The organism is Alkalihalobacillus trypoxylicola, assembly GCF_001590785.1.
Classification (GTDB): domain Bacteria; phylum Bacillota; class Bacilli; order Bacillales; family Bacillaceae_D; genus Alkalihalobacillus; species Alkalihalobacillus trypoxylicola.
In genome coordinates, this window is record NZ_LTAO01000037.1 from 26,000 (window position 1) to 45,001 (window position 19,002).

The window sequence follows — 19,002 nt, forward strand, 5'->3', positions numbered from 1 at the left end:
CAGTCTTTTTATTGTTCAGTTTGGTTTAAGTGAGAAAATTTTTCTTTTTCCGGTTGATAACGATGAAGAAAGGGGCCATATTGTTCTATCCATTTGAGCACAATTTGTTCGGTCAATTCTTGTCCCTTATATGTTCTCCCCGCTTTTGCACGAGTCGATTCAAAATCCTCCCAAAGATTCTCTACCCATGTTCGAGCTTGATTATAGCTTAATTCTGCGTTTTTGTTCATTAGTTTTTCAGTTAATGCATCAAACATATTTTCCATTATCATTACCTCCATTTACAAAATGTTACGCTAATAAATTGACTAAATTTTTCTTATACTATGAACAGAGCTTCGAGAAAGGAGTCTCACCGATGCGCAATAAAGCAAAAGGCTTTCCTCAACACATTAAGTTTTCCGGTTCAACATTGGAGAAGGATTTACATTCCTCTAAACGAGCTGATGGTTCAATCAATACTCAACCTAGAGAAAGAATGCATTCTGCTAATCAATCGAAAAACCGTTAACGTGGATAGGAGGACTTTTACTATGGGTAAGGAGAAAAATATAAAGCACTATCAAGATCCATTTCAATCACCAAGAGCAAACCCTAAGCATGCATTCCAACAAGTCAACGGCGAGACTCAGCAAAGTTACCATAATTATGTTCTTGCTATTGAAACAAGAAAGCGTTCATAAACATTATGGCCTAGCACAAGCTCTGTTTTTTTAGAAGACATATTGATATATGTCTTCTTTTCTTATATAAGTTAATTGTCTAAAACAAGCATTGAAATAGGTACTGCATCTAAGTGAGACTCACTATTTCGATAGCCCCAAGCAAAATGTCCATTTAAATATGAAATTAAAAAGGTCGATTCTCCATCCGTCATTTGATAGGTACGCCCAGGTTCAAAATCACTTGGTTTTAGTAAATAAGCTTTTGCCATAATCACTTTTCGTTCATAAACTGCAAATTCATTCATCATACCAAGCTGTTCTGCTTTTTTAGCTTTTTCATTCCATTCTCGTATCATGATATGAAGCTCATACTCGTTCATTTGACTAAATCGTTTCTCTTCCATCTTTTCCTCCACCGCATTTATTTATCTTGTTCAAGATAGGACTGTATAAGCTCTAGAGAAAAACCTTTTCGATAAAGAGCTTGTTTCATTTTTTGTTCATATTCAAAGCTATTATACTTCAAGCTGTACTTTTTTTTGAGCTTTTCTGCTTGATAATATAAAGCATTCTCTTCTAAATGATGTTCACCATCAAATACATGCAAAGAAAAGGCCTCATTAATGACCTCTTGGGAAAAACCTTTAGTTAATAATCGTTGAAACCATTTAGTTTTTGTTGCTTGAAGTGATTCTCTTGGTGTATATTTTTGCTTTTCAAGCCAATTCTTAACTTTTTCAACTTGTTCGGAAAATGAATAATTTAACAATGCTTGCTCTATAATCGAAGAGTTAACTCCTTTTTGTACTAGCTCTTGCTTTACTTTGTTCGGCCCTTTTAACTGTGTATTCTTCTTTGTAGATATATAACGTTCAGCAAAATCTCGATCATCTAATAAATGTTCTTCGATTAGTTTTTTTATAACTAACTCTATATGTTTGACCATTCTTCCTTTTTCATTTAAATATTTTCTCATTTCTTCAATGGAACGTATTCTGTACGATAAATAATGAATGGCAAGGTGATAAGTTTTTTTCATTTCGTCTTCATCTATAATTTTCTCTAATTCAGCATGAGTTATTTTAAGACCTTTTCTAATTCCCTTTTTAATGAGAACATCTTCATCAACACTAAATCCGTACTCCTCACCATTACCTTTATCTATAAATAAATGATAACGCTGTTTGTATCTTTTATGATTGGTAATTTTTGTTATAGTAATTTCCATGCTTTCACCTCAGTTTCTTACTCCTTAAGTATTCCATTAATTGCAGGAAATCGTCAATCATTATAGAATAGGCGAAAGGCTTAGCAACTAATGAAAAGAGGGATTATGATGAAAATTGCCATAACTGGTGGGACCGGCTTTATAGGAAAAAAACTAGTTCAAGCTTTACTTGATGAGGGACATTCTGTTTATGTCTTAACAAGATCCGATCGTTCTAATGATAGTCAAGGAAATTTACATTATATTCAATGGTTACAAAACCACTCATATCCTGAAAAAGAATTAGAGGGCATTGATGCCTTTTATCACCTCGCTGGAGAATCTATCGGAGCAAAACGATGGACTGAGGAACAAAAAGAAAAAATACTTGAAAGTCGTCTTTCCACAACCAATGAGGTCATCCGCATTCTCACTGAGTTAGAGAAAAAACCATCTGCTCTTATTTGTGCTTCCGCTATAGGCTATTATGGTCATTCCGATCATGAAGTTTTTACAGAGGAATCTACTCCGAGTCAGGAAAACTTTTTAACAACCGTCGTTAAACAATGGGAAGAATCAACTCAGAGAGCTGAAGAGTTGGGGATTCGGGTTGTATCATGCCGTTTAGGAATTGTTCTACACCCAGAAGAAGGCGCTTTAAAGAAAATACTTCTACCTATTCGCTTTTTTATTGGAGGACCACTTGGAAAAGGGACCCAATGGATGTCATGGATTCATATAGAAGATGTTATTCGATTATTTGTATTTGTTTTAAAAGATCTAACCATTAGTGGCCCTATTAATTTTACAGCACCCGAGCCTGTAAAAATGAAGACTTTCGGAAAGGAAATAGCCCAAATATTAAATCGCCCCTTTTGGTTACCCGCTCCATCATTTGCATTAAAAATAGCATTAGGTGAAATGAGCACCCTAGTATTAGATGGTCAAAAGGTGATGGCTAATAAGGCATTTTCCTCCGATTTTTCTTATAAATACACAACGGTTAGCGAAGCCTTAAATGATTTGTTAACAAAACAGTAACAATGGTAAATTTTTTTACAAAAAATTTTAAAAAAAATGTATCTTTTTTAACAAAAAAACATTAATATATAGAAGGAAACAAGAGTATTTTAACGAAATATATATAGATAGTAGTAGTTAATTCAGTTTAAACCTTATATTTAGCTAAATATCTCAATATTTTCAACCATATAGCAATTGGGAAGGCAATTGGTGCGCCATCAGTCAAGCTGGTTCTAGTGGGTTCGATTCCCACCCCGAATTTGATAATGAAAGACTATTAAATTCGAGGGTGGATCCTTTTTTTGCCCTCGTCTTACAAGGAGGGCTTTTTATGATCTTAAAAAAACGTGATGTTACAGATTGCCACGATCTTTATCATTATTTAGTCGACCCGGCTGTATTTCCGTATGTGCGACAAAAAGCATTTTCATACGATGAATTTATTTTTTTAACTAAACAGACCATTGAACAAGAAGAACGTGGTGAATTAATATCTAGAACCATTTGTGATGAATGGGGTTCCCCAATAGGAACTATAAATCTGTTTGATATATCAGAGCATGCAGGTTTTTTAGGAACATGGATTGGAAAGCCCTTCTTTGGTAAAGGATATAATAAGCTAGCTAAGGATGTCTTTTTTGATGAGCTATTTTATCGTTGTGATATTCAGACAGTCTATATGAGAATTCGCAAAGAAAATATTCGTTCTATTTTAGCCGCTAAAAAACTACCTTACAGTACACTAGCGAATGAAATTAGACCGGATTTATACAGACAGCTCAACACAGCTGGCGATATTTATGATTTGTTTCAAATTGAAAAAGATCATTATTATTTCCACAAAATCCGTACAGAAAACGAGCTAGAGCAAGATGCGATTGAAGCATAGTTTGGTTGCTAAGTTTTAAATTAAAGTCTCCTTTATTTTTTGTATGAAATCTCTTGCTTTTGGTAATGACTAAAAAAAGCGAGAAGGGAGATTATCACATGTCAAAAAAGAAAAGCAACTATGACGAAAAATGGAATCTACGGAAAGCCCTGTCCGTCCAATATCAATCGGAATTTCGTGCTGCCGACCGAGCAGCTCAATCAAAGAATAAAAATCAAAATGACTAATTTTTAAAAAGTCCTATATAGGGCTTTTTTTTATATTTCATTCTTTTTTTAAATAATTGGTACGTTTTATTCAAATGATAACGTCGGATATTAGCGAATGAATGTATTTTTAATAAGTCTTTTTTCAATTTGTAAGAATCTCTAACAAAATAGGAGGATATTATACGATACTACTCCTTAGAGTGATTAAGATATCCTAATCCATGTATTAGCTCTGTTATACGCTTATAGCTCATTTGCACCATTGAACGCTTACACTTAAGATATAATATGTGGTTTGAAAAACTTATACACGGGTATTAAAAGGTTGAAGTGAAATAAAACAGATTAAAGGAGGAGTCCATCATTAGTAGTCAACAAACGATTACGCCAGTAAAAGACAAAGAACTTATACATTTTTCTCATCCCAATAAAGAAGATGGTGCCGCGATGTGGCAAATTGTTAATGAAACTTCATTAGACCAAAATTCAGCCTATAAATATATTATGATGGCCGATTTTTTTGCAGACACTTGTTTAGTTGCCAAGCAGAATGACGAACTGATTGGTTTTGTAACAGCCTTTCGCCAGCCTAATCAAGAAAATACTTTATTTATCTGGCAAATTGGAGTAAAACCAAGTGCTCAAGGACAAGGTATCGCATCTAAATTATTGAAAAATTTATTAAAGACTGAATTTTCACCAGAAATTAGATTTATAGAAGCCACTATAACTCCTTCTAACCAAGCCTCTCAAGCATTATTTAAAAGCTTAGCGCGAGATAAAAAAACCGAATGTAAAATAGAACCGTATTTTAACGAAGGGCTTTTCCCAGGAGATCATCATGAAGAAGAGTTGATGTTTCGAATAGGACCGGTTGCCCGTTAGAATAAGTAAAAATCAAATGTTTTATTATTATGTATGTTTTTGTACATCTACTAATATACTCATACACAGTATTAGTATATTGATTATAAATAGGAGGAGATTATAAATAATGAAACCTACCGATATGAACGTTTTTGAAAAACTAGAATCAGAGGTTCGTAGTTATTGTAGAAGCTTTCCTACTGTCTTTTCAAAAGCAATAGGATCAAAAATGTGGGATGAATCTGGGAAGGAATATATTGATTTCTTTGCCGGAGCAGGAGCATTAAATTATGGGCATAATGACCCTATCATGAAATCAAAATTAGTGGACTATATTTTAGATGATGGAATTACTCACTCATTAGACATGGCTTCGACAGCAAAAGGACAATTTTTAGAGACCTTCAACGAAACCATTTTGAAGCCAAGAAATCTTAATTATAAAATCATGTTCCCAGGTCCAACAGGAACAAATACGGTAGAAAGTGCACTTAAATTAGCACGTAAAGCAACAGGTCGTACTGATATTATCAGTTTTACTAATGGATTTCATGGTATGACTATCGGCGCTTTATCTGTTACTGGTAATTCATTTAAACGAAAAGGAGCAGGTATTCCTCTCCATAATGTAGTTACGATGCCTTATGATAGTTTTGTACATGATAAACTCGACACTCTGGAGTATCTCGAACGCTTTTTAGAAGATCGTGGAAGTGGAGTAGCGATCCCAGCTGCTATGATCCTCGAGACAGTCCAAGGTGAAGGTGGTATAAATGCCGCAAGCTACGAGTGGTTACAAAGAATCGAAAGAATATGTAAACGATGGGGTATCTTATTAATTATTGATGATGTTCAGGCAGGTGTAGGACGAACAGGAACTTTCTTTAGTTTTGAAAAAGCAGGAATTACACCTGATATTGTGTGTATTTCAAAATCAATCGGAGGTTATGGATTACCATTAGCTTTAACTTTAATCCAACCTGAGCTCGATATTTGGGCGCCTGGTGAACATAATGGTACATTCCGAGGGAATAACCATGCATTTGTCACAGCTACGGCTGCACTATCTTATTGGGAGAATCCAAAGTTCGAAGCAAGTATTTCAAAAAAATCAGAGAAAACAAAGGCTTTTTTAGAAAAATTAATAGCTGATTATCCTGAAATAAAAGGACATTTCCGAGGACGCGGATTAATGGTAGGTGTGTGCTCAGAGGTTGAAGGATTCGCCTCAAAAGTAGCAGCAGAAGCATTTGAGCGTGGATTAATTATGGAAACATCTGGTCCAGAAGATGAAGTCTTTAAGCTCTTCCCTGCTTTAACAATTGAAGATGAGTTACTAGAAAAAGGATTTTCCATAATAGAGGAAAGTGTAAAAGCGGTCGTTGGACAAAAAGAAGCGATTGCAAACTAATTAATTTATCAGAATAAACATCAAAACAATTTTGAATGATTCAGAATTTAGCAGTTAGCAGAGACAAACATTCTCTATGTAAGTGACAAAAAAAGAATGATTAGTCCTGTATGCTACATGTAACTAACGATGGAGGTATGTAAAATGAAAGTCGTCAAACTCGCTGATGTAATTGGAACAGAACATGATGTAAAAAATGAAGATAATACATGGAATAGCCGACGTCTCGTATTAAAAAAAGATGGAATGGGGTATTCCGTACACGATACAATTATTTACGCAGGAACAGAAACACATATTTGGTATCAAAATCACCTTGAATCAGTCTATTGCATTGAAGGTGAAGGCGAGGTCGAAACAATAGCAGATGGTAAAGTTTGGCCTATAAAAAAGGATGAGATTTATGTTTTAGATAAACATGATGAGCATCTTTTACGAGCTAAAACGGATATGAGAATGGTTTGTGTTTTTAACCCCCCTGTTTCTGGAAAAGAAGTGCACGATGAAAATGGAGTTTATCCAGTAGACGATTCAGATGAATAAAATAGGTCATTTATTTCCAATTAAATAAGAACAGCGGGTAAAATCATCAACTGGTGATTTACCCGCTGTTTTCATTATTGGGGTATGAACGCTATCAAAAAGCATTTTTTCAAAACTTTATAGAAAAAATGATGACCATTTAACATTTAAATAGTCATCGGGCTTTTCCAATATATACTTTTATCCAACCTCTTTAATATGATTACTTATTCTCTTCTTCCCACTTTGCTACCTCTTCTCGAACGATAGGAGCCACTTCTTCACCAAGCAATTGAATGGCTTTCATAACTTGTTTATGAGGCATAGAGCCAACGGGAACATGTAGCATAAACCGTGTGATCCCAACATTTTTTCTTAAATCAATAATTTTATCTGCAACCGTTTGTGGGTCACCTACATATAAAGCTCCTTCTGAGGACCTTGCCGAATCAAAAGCAGCTCTAGTATATGGTCCCCATCCTCTTTCTCTTCCAATTTTATTCATCGCATATTGAGTAGAAGGAAAGAATTGTTCAGCTGCTTCCTCTGTAGTATCAGCCACAAAACCATGTGAGTGGGAGGCAACCGTTAGAGCATTTGGGTTATGACCTGCATGCTCAGCTGCTCGCTTATATAGTTGAACTAATGGTGCGAATTGTTTTGGATTCCCACCGATAATCGCTAATACAAGTGGAAGTCCTAATAGCCCAGCTCTAGCAATGGACTCTGAATTCCCACCACTCCCTATCCATACAGGAAGAGGATCTTGTACAGGTCTCGGATAAATTCCTAAATCATGAATGGCCGGTCTAAAATTCCCTTGCCAAGTTACCTTCTCAGAAGCCGTAATTTTTAAAAGCAAATCTAATTTTTCTTCAAAAAGTTGATCATAATCCTGTAAATCATATCCAAATAGAGGGAATGATTCTATAAATGAACCTCTACCAGCCATAATTTCAGCTCTACCATTTGAAATTGCATCTACAGTAGCAAAATCCTGAAAAACCCTAACAGGATCAGCAGAAGAAAGGACAGTAACAGCACTTGTTAGGCGAATATTCTTCGTTTGTGCAGCCGCCGCCGCCAATATAGGTGCTGGAGATGAGGCCGCATAATCTTCTCTGTGATGCTCCCCTACTCCAAATACATCAAGACCTACCCGATCAGCTAATATAATCTCCTCAACCACTTCTCTAATTCTTTCTGCATGAGTAACCTTTTCTCCATTACCAATGGTCGGTGTTGTTTCAACGAAGGTACTGAGCCCTAATTCCATTATAAATCCCCCTATTAATTTTTACTTACTTTTTTATATTAACACTATTTTTATCATAAATAAACTTTTTTGAATAAACAGTAGAACTTTGTTCGATAAGATGTCTTTTAAACGAGAGGCTTAAATGAATTTAATTAGTTAATGCAGAATCATCTGCTTAAATTGTACATCGGATTTCGAAATTCCCATTAATGAAAGGATTTCATAGACATCGTCAAAATTTTGCACTGGAAATTGTGTTTTACATAGCTTCGTAATATTTTCTAAGTTTTGTAAAAAAGAATCATTTTCCCAGAGGTCCAATCTAACACTTTTTAAAATAGTAATGACTTCCTCATCTCTCTCAAATACCATATATCCATCTCTTTTATTAAAATAAATGACTAGAGGAATATCGGTCTCTGGATGGACCGTATGGGCTTTAAATAAATTCATTAAATTCCAACTCCCTAAACTTTCTTTATTTTTCTATTATTTATCATATGGGATTTTCATAATGAATCAAGAAAATGGTCCATTTATTTCCTCTTAAAATAAATCTAGTAGTAATCAAAAGCAATATGATAGACTATTTAGTGTACTATAACATGTCTAAATGTCCGGAAGAAATAATGGTACATATCTCATTTTGTAGAAATACTTTATTGGTTCTTTCCACTATTGTAAAAAGGGGTGCATCAAGGTAATGAATTATGCAATAATTACTGGTGGTTCTAGAGGCTTAGGAGCAGCTATAAGTAAAGAGCTTTTATTAGAGAACATTCACATTATATCAATTTCTCGTAATGAAAATGAAGAACTAAAAACGCTAGCCGAAGCAAACGGAGGTTCATTTGAAACGATTCCTTTTGATTTAAGTTTAACGGAGGAAATACCCTCTGTTATGAAGGAAATATTTGAAAAGATCAGTTTAAAACGAGCCGAAAAAATCTTTCTTATCAATAATGCTGGAGTAGTTACACCCATAAAGGCACTGCACCTAGCAGACCCAATGGAAATTAGCGATAATATTGCTATTAATTTAATAGCGCCTTTACTTATTACTTCAAGCTTTATTTATCATACAGAAAAATATGCCATCGATAAGCGTATCATTAATATCTCTTCTGGTTCAGCTCAAAATCCTGTGTATGGATGGAGTAGCTATGGAAGTTCAAAGGCTGGTATTAATCTCTTTAGCCAAACTGTTGCGATTGAACAAAAACAATTAAAACACCCTACTAAAATTTGCGCTTTTGCTCCTGGGGTACTTGATACTGATATGCAAGCCGAAATTCGTTCTACGGATAAATCAGATTTCACAGAGCTAGCAAGATTTCAAGCATATAAAGCAGAAGGAAATCTTCTATCGGCCGATACGGTTGCAACCGTTATTTCTAATTTGCTATATAGTGAACAATTTCCTAACGGAAAAATTGTGAGCATCAATGATTATGTGTAACTTTATAAACGTTCAGTGGGGGCTCCCCCCATTGAATGTTTATGTTCTCATGTTGATTAAGTAATTCCCCACCTATGCTCTAACACGTACATCTCCTAATTTGAAAAATATTGATAAATTTGTTCAAATACTTTCTGTCTAATATTCATTTGCTCATTTAAAAGGTGATGCTTACCACCTTTTATTAAATAGATTTGATTTTCTGGTAAAGCCTTTTTTAAAAAGTGTAGGTTATACCGCCAATCCACTGTTTTATCTTTGTTACCTTGAAAGATAAGTACACGCTCTTTGCAAATAACCGCCCCCTTTTTTAATTGATTAAACCACTTTAACTTTGCCCCAAACCAGTTCATTGAAAGCTGTTTACTTTGTAAAGGGTCTTTTTTTATAAAATGAATAAATGCCTTCTCACTTGAATTAGAACGATACACTCGAGGAATACTTCGTATGAATGGTCTTGTAACGTTATATAAAATATGTGAGATATGAAAAGAGGCTGAACGTATTAATGGAGCAACAAGAACAATTTTTTTAAAGAGATGATTTTTTTCTGAAAGAAAACTAAAGCTAACAGCGGCCCCAGTACTATGTGCGACCAAAAATAAAGGGGTAGAAATCTCCTTCTGTACTTTTTCTATAATCGTATCAAGTACTGTAACATAATCATGAAAGTCTTGAATACTAACTTTCTCTCCTGATGATAATCCATGTCCTGGCATATCGAAGCCAATTACCTGATAATTTTTTTTCAATAAAAACATGATAAATGAACTTAAACTACCAAGGTGATCCAAATACCCATGTAATAAAAAAACAGTGCCTTTAGGGTTGTCTGGTAAAAAGGATTGAACGAATATTTGCTCCTGTCTTACTTTTAAATAACCATAATTATGTCGAACAGATATATTTTTTAATTGAAAATGATAAAATCGTAAATATTGGTCTATAGAAGTCCGATTCAGTTTCGTTTGTTGTAGGGAAAAAGGCACTTGTTCTTTCTTAATCTTATTAAGTGTATCAAGTATTTCTTTATCCATTTAACCCACTCCTATTGTTCATTCTTGTTTATATTCCCTCTATGAGAGAATTTAAATGCTCTTTTCGTAATTATTTTGTTTTTTTAGTAAGAAAATATACAAACTACTAATCACGATGGAACATTTAACGACAAAAAAGCCTCTAAGAAAGGGATTTCCCTCCTTAAAGGCCTAATATTTCGAAAATATACATTGGTACGATTAGAATTGTAATAAATATCCTATTTAATAAACATAATATGGTATATTTAAACTATAAAAAGGAAAGAACATACTCTATTATAGCTAGTTTAATTTTTTCTCACTATGAACCCATTTCACCATTCTTATCTTTTATTGAAAAACGAATGATAGAGATTTTTGATTTTCACTTTAGGTAGATGCTTTCCCAAGGGCTTGTCAGCTAACTCCGACTACTTAGAGCGCCGTAAGAGTGGGTCTTCAAACGGCGCTCACCCTTTGAGAGTCACTACGGTCATCGGTTTCGTCCACTTAAAAACAAAGATAAAACTGGACTTACTATAAATACAAAAAAAAACAAAAACCCAAAGGCTATTAAATTCCCTTGGGTCTATCGAATGATAGATTCATAAAAAATGCTCTATTAAACTTTATTTAAGTCATGTAAAATTAAATTATTAACTACGCTAGTTGTATGTTTGGCAAGGAATATCTTCTAAAAAATCACGTATGAGCTAATGGTAGCATGAAAGGTACAATAATTCCTACTGAAGCAACGAACCTTAATAAGTGATACTTTTTCATATTCCTTCACCTCCTTAGTCTATATTTTACATAACTCGTCTTAATTCAGCAAAACGAGAAGAATTACGATTAACCCCTACTTTTTCTTTACTTTTTTGACAATTTCGGGCATTTTCTTCTCCTTATATTAAAATTTTAATATGTTTAGTGAGGGATCGTTATGGACAGACATATTGGTAAAAAACTTCAAGAATTAAGACATTATTATAATGTCAGTCAAAAAGACCTAGCTGAAGGAATATGTAATCAAAGTAATATCGCCCACATAGAAAATGGGGGAAACATACCTAACGCAGAAATTCTCTTCAAATTAGCGAAAAAGTTAGGTGTTACCATTAATTATTTCTTTGATGATTATGAAGCTCCTCGTTCAAACTATGTACAAGATACTTGTGAATTAATCAGGCAAGGAATTAGAGAGTATAAATTTAAGGAAACCCTTCAAATTATAAAAAAAGAATATAAAAATCCGTTATTTAAAAAAGTAGAATTAAAGAAATTTCTCTTATGGCAGCAGAGTATTTGTCATTTTTATTTACAGAATACTGAAGAAGCTCTTGAGCTCATTGATATTGCCTATCAGATAGAAATTACTGCGAGAACTTCAGTCACCTCCTTAAACATTGAAATTTTAACGAGTAAAGCGGTTATGTTAACTGATTTAGATCGCTGGATGGAAGCGACAGAATTATATGAAAAAGCGATTGAGCTTTTTAATAAACATCCAATGAGAATTGACTTTAAGATTTTATCGAGGCTTTATTACAATAGTTCGGCCAACTTTTACAAAGCTAAAGATTATAAAAAGTCCATTCATAATATACTTAAAGGCATTAATTATTCTATCAAGCACGAATCGATGTATTTATTAGGGGAAATGTACTATCAAGCGGGTTTAACCTATATTGAAATGAAAGAACCACAAGAAGCTCTGTATTCATTAGAGAAGAGCATCTATATTTTTAAACTTAAGGAAAGCCCTTTGTTAAATTATGCCGAAAATAAATATAAACAATTCTTAAAAGGTGAATCACTGTTAGAGATTAATACATTCTCCAAATGGAAAGAAATCCATTAAATTACACCTTCATTTTAAAAATGATTACATGTAAAAAGACTGTGGCAATACTCACGAATGAATGACTCCACACTTATTAGGTAACTGCTGTTCGCTCCTCCAAGACACTTTACGTTTGGTTGGGAGCTGCCGAACTAACTTTTTTAAAAAGTGGATTTCGGCATGGCCATTTCCTCCCTCTGGAGTCCTGCTTATGTCTTTCATAGGGAATCTACCCTTTTTAAAAACCCTCCTTTTTTCAAGAAGGAGGGTTCATTGTTCGTTATTGATGTTTGCATCCTTTACACACATCATTTCAAGTTTCTCAAATGTAATGATTTTAAACCAGGTTTTGTCTAAGCAAACAAATTGAAATAATTGATAACTTCATTTCTCTCTACCTTTCTCCCCCTTCATAAATCGATCATTTCAAATTTAACTAGCTTCATATATGTCCACATTAAACTCCTGTAAGACCACGATAAATTCTTCTTTATCTTTCAAGTTATTATAAGAAATATTCACAACAGGATTACCCATTCTTTGGTTTAATTTCATCAACTCTAAACTAATTCCATTATATTTTTCCATAAATTCATCTTCATTTTCCAATAAAAAACCTACAAATATTTGCTTTTCTGTTTTAAATAACACAGCCCCTTTTATTTCATCCCATGAAACAAAACCAAATTTAGGAGCAGTTCCTAGAAAATCAATTCCATTGCCATTCATTACTACTACAGGACCAGCATTCATCTTTTTTCGAAAAACAACAGATAAAAATAATAATAAAACAGATACAGCAAGTATAAAAAAATCGATTGAACCGGTTTCTGTATATTCATAATAAATAATAGCGAATAGAAAAATACTTAACCCTAATGTTAAAAGCATAAACATTCTCATTCTCGATTGTGAAAAATAAAAACGACGTTCTTTCATTATTTCTCCTCCTTCTTTAATTGAGTGAATTTCATCATTTCTCTATAAGTGAACGAAACTAAACATTTATTATAAAAAAGCCTTGAATGCTTGTAAATTCACACGTTGATTGAAACGGTAGGTAGTGACTCCCGAAGGATCAGCGCAGTGTGAAGATCCACTCTGACGACGCTCCGCGTAGTCAGAGTTAGCTGAAGACAAGCCCTTGGGAAAGCATCTACTGAAAGTGAAAATCAAAACCTAATCGTTCGATTTCATTATAAGATATGAATGATGAAATAAATTCAATTAGTATAAAATGGATAAATATCCTACAATATACTATTAAATTTTCTTTCTTTCGTAAAGTGACCTATTGCATTTAGTAAAGGGAGCTTTTTAACAAAAAATCAAATAACTATTTTCACACTCATCTAATTAGTGTATAGTCTAATTAGATAATTATGAAATTAGGTGATACATTTGCAATTAAACAGATTGGTCAATTTCCATAAAACCGTCGGAGATAAAACAAGGCTCCGTATTATATTCTTGTTAAAAACTGGTCCTCTCCATGGTCAGGCAATTGCAGGAAAGTTAGGATTAACAGCTCCGACGATCTCACATCATTTATCAAAGCTAAAAGAAATTGATATCGTTTATCAAAGGCGTGAAAAAAACACGATTTACTTTTATTTAAATGAACGTAAACTTGAATTCTTAGCTACTAGCATTATTCAAAAAGGAGAGGAAGAAATGAAACCTTTTAACATTAGTGAAGAAGAAAAAATAAAAGTGATTAAAAACTTTATAGACCACAATGACAAGTTAAAAAGTATACCGGCTCAGCGGAAAAAAAAGCTTATTCTTCTAGAGTATATGCTCAGAGGTCTAAAGCAAGGAGAAGTCTATTTGGAAAAAGAAATGAATGAGCACATACAAAAATATCACGAAGATTACGCAACAATTCGTCGTGAGTTCATTATGTCTAATTTTATGTATCGCAAAGAAGGAAAGTATGAATTAAATCCTAGAGAAATGTGGCCTGTGTAACCAGGCCCTTTCTTAACACAACTAATTAGATGATCATCTAATTAGAATTGAGAAGAGGTGAAAACATGGGGTATGAAATGTTAAAAAAAGAAAAAAACTACAAGCTCTTATTTTGGAGTGATTTCTCTTACGGTATCGGAAGTCGTTTTTCTCAAGTAGGTTCTTTCGCCCTTCTTTATCAGTTAACTGAATCAGGGATTGCTTTAGGGATTCTACTCGCTTTACGAGTAATGCCGACTATTGTATTTGCTCCGTTAAGTGGTTATTTAGCCGATCGTTTTCATCGAGCAAACATTCTTTACAGGACGCATATAATACAAGCCCCCTTTGTTTGCCTCCCTATTGCTGCTGCTTTTTGGGAGCAAAGCTTGTTTCTCTATATCAGTACATTTATTGTAGCAAGTGGAGATGCTATTAAAACACCTGTTAGATATGCTTTAATTCCGGATATCGTCCAACGAAAACACCTTATCAAAATAAATGGCCTTGAACAAAATATTGTAGGAATAACCCTTATATTTGGGTCACTTCTTGGCGGTGTGATAGCTTTTTTATTCAATACAGAAATTTTATTTGTCACTCACACTTTATTACTAATCCTAACGGCATCACTGATAAAACCATTACTTTCGATAAAGCTTCCTTCTATCAATAAACAAAGCAAAGAACCTTTAATTGACCATTTAAAACTTATCTTTAACGTATCTATTCTACGTGCTTTTTTATTCGTGATGCTAACAATGCCTCTTGCAAATGGTATAGATAACGTTATTTTTAACTTGATAGCTTTAGAGGTTTTTGAAAAGGGTGACCTTGGAGTTGGGTTAATCTATGCTTCTCTTGGCCTTGGTTTTGTTTTAAGCTCTTTCATGACCAAATGGATACGAAGCCAATTCTTGACAATAGGAATTGGCATGATTGCACTTGAAGGAATAGGTCATTTATTTCTTAGTCAATCTTTATTATTTATCCATGCTTTATTTCTTGCTATCTTTATCACCTTTGTTGGTGGTATTAGTAATATTTGCTTTGACACCGTTTTAATGAAGATTCTTCCTGCATCCAAAAGAGGGAGTCTCTTTGGAATTTTGTCAATGTTTCAAAATAGCTCTATGGGTATTGCTATGATTATTGCTGGTTTTATAACAGAGGTAATATCTCCTTTACAGAGTGCTTTTTATATTGGTTTACTTTATCTATTTTTTGCGCTACTTTATGGTTTAATCTTTAAAAGGCTTTCTATTAAAAAATCGATGTTTGTTTTAAGAAAAAAAATGAGCTAACATTAGCTAGAGCTTGCTTGTTGTAAATTTTCTCGATATTCTTTAGGTGTAAACCCTGTCATCTTCTTAAAGAATCTAGTAAAGGAATGAGCGGATTGATAGCCTACTTGAATGCTAACTTCACGAACCTTCAAATCTCCTTCCATTAATAGCTCTTTAGCTTTTGTAATTCTACAAGAATCAATATATTCAGATATATTAATCCCTCTTTCTTGCTTAAAAAAATAAGATAAATAAGAGGGATTAAAATAATGAACCTCTGCTAACCTTACTAATGACAAATCCTCATTTAGATGCTTCTCAATATACTCACAAATATTATCAATAACTCTTGTTGCTCTATTACGCTCCTCCGTCTTTTTAATCTGAAACAAATCGTAAGAGATTTGTTCTAAATACTGAAATCCTTTATTAAGGGACAAATGCTCATCGATTCTAAATAATTTGTCTTGATGAAGGATTTTTTCATACCAACCATAATGGCTAATGTAGGAGTATAAAACTAAAGCTACTGCATAATAGGACTCAACCATTTGATGATAATCTCCATTTAGTGCAGCCGTTCTAATTTCATGAAATTCCTCAAAAAACTCCTCAACTCGATTTGCCTCAAGATGTGCAGTCAGAATATCTACTTTTTGTTTTGCATTCACTGACTTTTTGGCAGAAGAAATCGTATCTTCAATCTCCTTCATAATCCCAGGAAATCCTGTACCCATTTTTAATTGTTGAAGCTGTCTTAATTTATCATAATGGAAAGAAATAGATTTCCAATTCTCTATCACTTTGCTTATAGTAAATTGCAAATGTACGCCTATAGAATCTAAGCATTCCTCTTGAATTAACTCAAGTGTTCCCTCTAAATATTTAATTAAATCTTGTTGACCAGTTATTGGCTTTTTTTGTGGCTGAATAAACCACAAAATATCACCATACCTATCGACAACTCCTATGTGTTTAACTTGCATAGAGAGCTGTCGCTCCCAAATACTTCGAACCGAAGAAAGAATTGTACTTCTTTGTGTATATGATTTTTCCTTTGGATAATCTAATCTCCCGAGTACAAAGTAAATAGGGTAATTTGGCTCTAATGAGATATTCAATTGCTCAAACTCACTTTTTAACAACGTTCGATTTGCACACACACTTTGACTTTTATGGATGAGGTGTCTCATAAAATCTCCCTGTGCCATCATTTCATAAGCATATTTTTGTTCTTTTGTTTGTTCAATTAATAAATTATCTCGATGACTTTTCTTAATTTCATCAAGTACCTCCTTTACCGTTTCTGTGACTTTATCATAGCCCTCCGTTTTTAATAAATATCGAACATCATTCATTTGAAAGGCTTTATAAATGTAATCAAAATTATTGTGTCCAGTTAAAAAGATTACTTTACACCGTGGCCAATAATCTTGAATTTTTTTAATGAGCTCTAATCCATTTAATCCTGGCATAGCGATATCCGTTAGCACAATATCTATTCGAGTTCTTATCATCCACTCGATCGCTTCTATACCGGAATAAGCTTTACATACATCAAGCTCATCAGGTAATAACGAACTAAAAACATCATATAAACTGTCAGTAATAATTTCCTCATCATCTACAATCAGTAACCTATACATCCAGATTTCCCTCCTTCTGTTTAATCCTCAGCTCAACTTGTAAACCTAACAAAGAGCTTTTAGATAAATAAAGTCCGCTGCCATTTTCATAGGTTAATACTAGCCTTCGATGAATATTAGCTAACCCTGTAAGCTCTCCCTGCTCCTCTTTATTTTCTAACCTCTGCTGTAATCGAATAATTTCATCACCTGTAAGTATATCCCCATTGTCTTCCACAACAATGGCGATTTCATTAGAATTCATTTCTTTAAAAGTGATTCTCAGAAATCCGTGCTGTGTTAATTTCTCTAAGGAATATTTATAAGCATTTTCTATAATTGGTTGAACAATTAATTTAGGGACCATTATTTTTTCCAGATTATGAGGTAAATCATCGAATTGGACTGTAATTCTTCTTGAAAATCTCATATTTTGAATTTCTGTATATAATCTAGCATGCTTAATTTCCTCATCTAGCGTAACGAGATTTTTCTCATTTCTAGTAATAAATTTAAAGTATTCACCTAACATATTTGTAAATAACTCAATCCTCTCCGTATCCTCTGTTTTAGCCAAAGAATTAAGAATGAAAAAGCTATTATATAGAAAATGAGGATTTATTTGAGATTGAAGCTGTTTTAGCTCTGCTTTTTGAACCATTAATGTTTGCTTATAGTTACGATCTATTAACGCTTTTAACCGTTCCTGCATTAGGTTGTATCGATTGTATATAAAGCCAAATTCATCTTTTTTCTTATGCTTAATAGGAACATTCAAACTTCCTTTTTCCATTCTTTTAAAACTCTCTACCAATACTAGTAAAGGACGATGAACTAGGTTATAAGTGGAGTAAGTATAAATAATAATGGCTACTATAGAAAAAATACTAAAAAACCAAACCCAATTTCGAAATATACTTAACGGTCTTTTTACCATTTCCTCTGGAAGGTAGCTTATTGCGAATAAACCGCTTTTAGCTGTAAAAGCATGATCAAAATAATACGGTTGGTCTTCAACCTTTAAAAAGTTATGGTTTTGATCATCTTCGTTTTCCATCGAGTTTAAATAGGATTCAACTATTTTATCAGATGCACCGTTTGAAGAACTGATTACCTTTTTATCTTCAGATACGAGGAAAATCCCACTCTCATCATATACATTAATAGATTCTAACGACTCATCTAATTTTTCTTTATCCAACTCGATCTGAATTAAATATAATGGCTCTCCTGTCTCACTTTTTGTCATAATGGATGCGATTAGATAGACCGATTCATTCAACATAATAAAAGGGTGGTGGTTTGTAATATTTGAATGGAGTGTTTTATATTGCTCTTTATCGAGTTCTTTTACTCCATGTAAGGCTGATATTGACTTTTCGATTGTTTGAATGTGTATAGAGATATTATTAATATAAGAGCTTGTATTCTTAATAGTAATTAATCGGTGAATCATATAATTAACATTTTTCTTTTTATCTACACTATCCATATCATCCCATATCAAAGCTAATCTTTTTAAATCGTCTTCTTGTAAAAGAGTATATTGTTGACCTTCCATCCACTCTATTTCTCTCTCAAGATTTTTCAAATAAGAATGAAGCTGTATAGACGTATGTTTTGACATTTCATTACTTGCATTATCATAACTCCACAAGTAAAGATATAACCCTAATAATATAATAGGCAATATAATTACATGATACATAATTAACAAGCGCACAAATAACTGTTTTCTTGTTGAATAGATTGTTTTTCGCAAGGTCATT

21 protein-coding genes are annotated in these 19,002 nt (G+C 33.3%); 12 read left to right on the top strand and 9 right to left on the bottom strand.

Going from position 1 to position 19,002, the window contains the following annotated elements:
* Window positions 1-8: 8 nt before the first annotated feature.
* Window positions 9-266 carry a YfhJ family protein gene (locus AZF04_RS17685; protein WP_061949911.1) on the bottom strand — a complete coding sequence of 86 codons (258 nt, stop codon included), beginning with the start codon at window positions 264-266 and terminating at the stop codon, window positions 9-11.
* A 92-nt stretch (window positions 267-358) separates the two neighbouring features.
* Here AZF04_RS17685 and AZF04_RS17690 point away from each other — a divergent pair, with 92 nt between their 5' ends.
* Window positions 359-511, top strand: coding sequence for a small, acid-soluble spore protein K (locus AZF04_RS17690; RefSeq protein WP_045487866.1), 153 nt, complete (start codon window positions 359-361; stop codon window positions 509-511).
* A 22-nt stretch (window positions 512-533) separates the two neighbouring features.
* Window positions 534-683, top strand: a complete 150-nt coding sequence (locus AZF04_RS20810; RefSeq protein ID WP_081766739.1) for a YpzG family protein — start codon at window positions 534-536, stop codon at window positions 681-683.
* A gap of 71 nt (window positions 684-754) precedes the next feature.
* On the opposite strand, the gene AZF04_RS17695 is transcribed toward AZF04_RS20810, so the two are convergent.
* Complete coding sequence (locus tag AZF04_RS17695) at window positions 755-1,069, bottom strand: YfhH family protein (RefSeq protein WP_061949912.1); 315 nt, start codon at window positions 1,067-1,069, stop codon at window positions 755-757.
* A gap of 17 nt (window positions 1,070-1,086) precedes the next feature.
* Window positions 1,087-1,893, bottom strand: coding sequence for a recombination regulator RecX (gene recX, locus AZF04_RS17700; RefSeq protein WP_061949913.1), 807 nt, complete (start codon window positions 1,891-1,893; stop codon window positions 1,087-1,089).
* 108 nt (window positions 1,894-2,001) lie between these two features.
* Here recX and AZF04_RS17705 point away from each other — a divergent pair, with 108 nt between their 5' ends.
* From AZF04_RS17705 to AZF04_RS17725, 6 genes are all read left to right on the top strand, one after another.
* Window positions 2,002-2,913, top strand: coding sequence for a TIGR01777 family oxidoreductase (locus tag AZF04_RS17705; RefSeq protein ID WP_061949914.1), 912 nt, complete (start codon window positions 2,002-2,004; stop codon window positions 2,911-2,913).
* A gap of 313 nt (window positions 2,914-3,226) precedes the next feature.
* A complete protein-coding gene (locus AZF04_RS17710; RefSeq protein ID WP_061949915.1) occupies window positions 3,227-3,784 on the top strand; it encodes a GNAT family N-acetyltransferase in 558 nt (185 codons plus the stop codon).
* Window positions 3,785-3,882: 98 nt separating this feature from the next.
* A complete protein-coding gene (locus tag AZF04_RS21055; RefSeq protein WP_161485280.1) occupies window positions 3,883-4,011 on the top strand; it encodes a YfhE family protein in 129 nt (42 codons plus the stop codon).
* A gap of 390 nt (window positions 4,012-4,401) precedes the next feature.
* Window positions 4,402-4,878: a diaminobutyrate acetyltransferase gene (gene ectA, locus AZF04_RS17715; protein ID WP_268753434.1), complete on the top strand. Its 477-nt coding sequence runs from the start codon at window positions 4,402-4,404 to the stop codon at window positions 4,876-4,878.
* 109 nt (window positions 4,879-4,987) lie between these two features.
* Window positions 4,988-6,271, top strand: a complete 1,284-nt coding sequence (ectB, locus tag AZF04_RS17720) for a diaminobutyrate--2-oxoglutarate transaminase (protein WP_061949917.1) — start codon at window positions 4,988-4,990, stop codon at window positions 6,269-6,271.
* Window positions 6,272-6,415: 144 nt separating this feature from the next.
* On the top strand, window positions 6,416-6,814 hold the full coding sequence (locus AZF04_RS17725; RefSeq protein ID WP_045487887.1) for an ectoine synthase: 399 nt from the start codon (window positions 6,416-6,418) through the stop codon (window positions 6,812-6,814).
* Between the two features lie 202 nt (window positions 6,815-7,016).
* Here AZF04_RS17725 and AZF04_RS17730 read toward each other — a convergent pair whose 3' ends face one another.
* Both AZF04_RS17730 and AZF04_RS17735 read right to left on the bottom strand, forming a co-directional pair.
* A complete protein-coding gene (locus AZF04_RS17730) occupies window positions 7,017-8,069 on the bottom strand; it encodes an LLM class flavin-dependent oxidoreductase (RefSeq protein ID WP_061949918.1) in 1,053 nt (350 codons plus the stop codon).
* A gap of 138 nt (window positions 8,070-8,207) precedes the next feature.
* Window positions 8,208-8,504 carry a hypothetical protein gene (locus tag AZF04_RS17735; protein WP_061949919.1) on the bottom strand — a complete coding sequence of 99 codons (297 nt, stop codon included), beginning with the start codon at window positions 8,502-8,504 and terminating at the stop codon, window positions 8,208-8,210.
* A 250-nt stretch (window positions 8,505-8,754) separates the two neighbouring features.
* Between AZF04_RS17735 and AZF04_RS17740 the strand changes: the two genes are divergently transcribed.
* Window positions 8,755-9,510: a (S)-benzoin forming benzil reductase gene (locus tag AZF04_RS17740; protein ID WP_061949920.1), complete on the top strand. Its 756-nt coding sequence runs from the start codon at window positions 8,755-8,757 to the stop codon at window positions 9,508-9,510.
* A 95-nt stretch (window positions 9,511-9,605) separates the two neighbouring features.
* On the opposite strand, the gene AZF04_RS17745 is transcribed toward AZF04_RS17740, so the two are convergent.
* Window positions 9,606-10,547 (bottom strand): alpha/beta hydrolase, encoded by a 942-nt coding sequence (locus AZF04_RS17745; RefSeq protein ID WP_061949921.1) that lies wholly within the window; start codon window positions 10,545-10,547, stop codon window positions 9,606-9,608.
* 925 nt (window positions 10,548-11,472) lie between these two features.
* On the opposite strand from AZF04_RS17745, the gene AZF04_RS17750 reads away from it, so the two are divergent.
* The gene (locus tag AZF04_RS17750) at window positions 11,473-12,390 is read left to right on the top strand and encodes a helix-turn-helix domain-containing protein (protein WP_061949922.1); all 918 of its coding nucleotides are present in this window, start codon (window positions 11,473-11,475) and stop codon (window positions 12,388-12,390) included.
* A 414-nt stretch (window positions 12,391-12,804) separates the two neighbouring features.
* Here AZF04_RS17750 and AZF04_RS17755 read toward each other — a convergent pair whose 3' ends face one another.
* Window positions 12,805-13,311, bottom strand: a complete 507-nt coding sequence (locus AZF04_RS17755) for an STM3941 family protein (RefSeq protein ID WP_061949923.1) — start codon at window positions 13,309-13,311, stop codon at window positions 12,805-12,807.
* A 462-nt stretch (window positions 13,312-13,773) separates the two neighbouring features.
* Here AZF04_RS17755 and AZF04_RS17760 point away from each other — a divergent pair, with 462 nt between their 5' ends.
* A complete protein-coding gene (locus AZF04_RS17760) occupies window positions 13,774-14,343 on the top strand; it encodes a DUF2087 domain-containing protein (protein WP_045487905.1) in 570 nt (189 codons plus the stop codon).
* 65 nt (window positions 14,344-14,408) lie between these two features.
* The gene (locus tag AZF04_RS17765) at window positions 14,409-15,626 is read left to right on the top strand and encodes an MFS transporter (RefSeq protein ID WP_061949924.1); all 1,218 of its coding nucleotides are present in this window, start codon (window positions 14,409-14,411) and stop codon (window positions 15,624-15,626) included.
* A gap of 2 nt (window positions 15,627-15,628) precedes the next feature.
* Here the strand turns inward: AZF04_RS17765 and AZF04_RS17770 are convergent, their stop codons facing one another.
* The gene (locus tag AZF04_RS17770) at window positions 15,629-17,254 is read right to left on the bottom strand and encodes a response regulator transcription factor (protein WP_061949925.1); all 1,626 of its coding nucleotides are present in this window, start codon (window positions 17,252-17,254) and stop codon (window positions 15,629-15,631) included.
* Window positions 17,247-19,001, bottom strand: a complete 1,755-nt coding sequence (locus AZF04_RS17775; protein ID WP_061950020.1) for a sensor histidine kinase — start codon at window positions 18,999-19,001, stop codon at window positions 17,247-17,249. The genes AZF04_RS17770 and AZF04_RS17775 overlap by 8 nt, the downstream gene beginning before the upstream one ends.
* Window position 19,002: the final 1 nt, after the last annotated feature.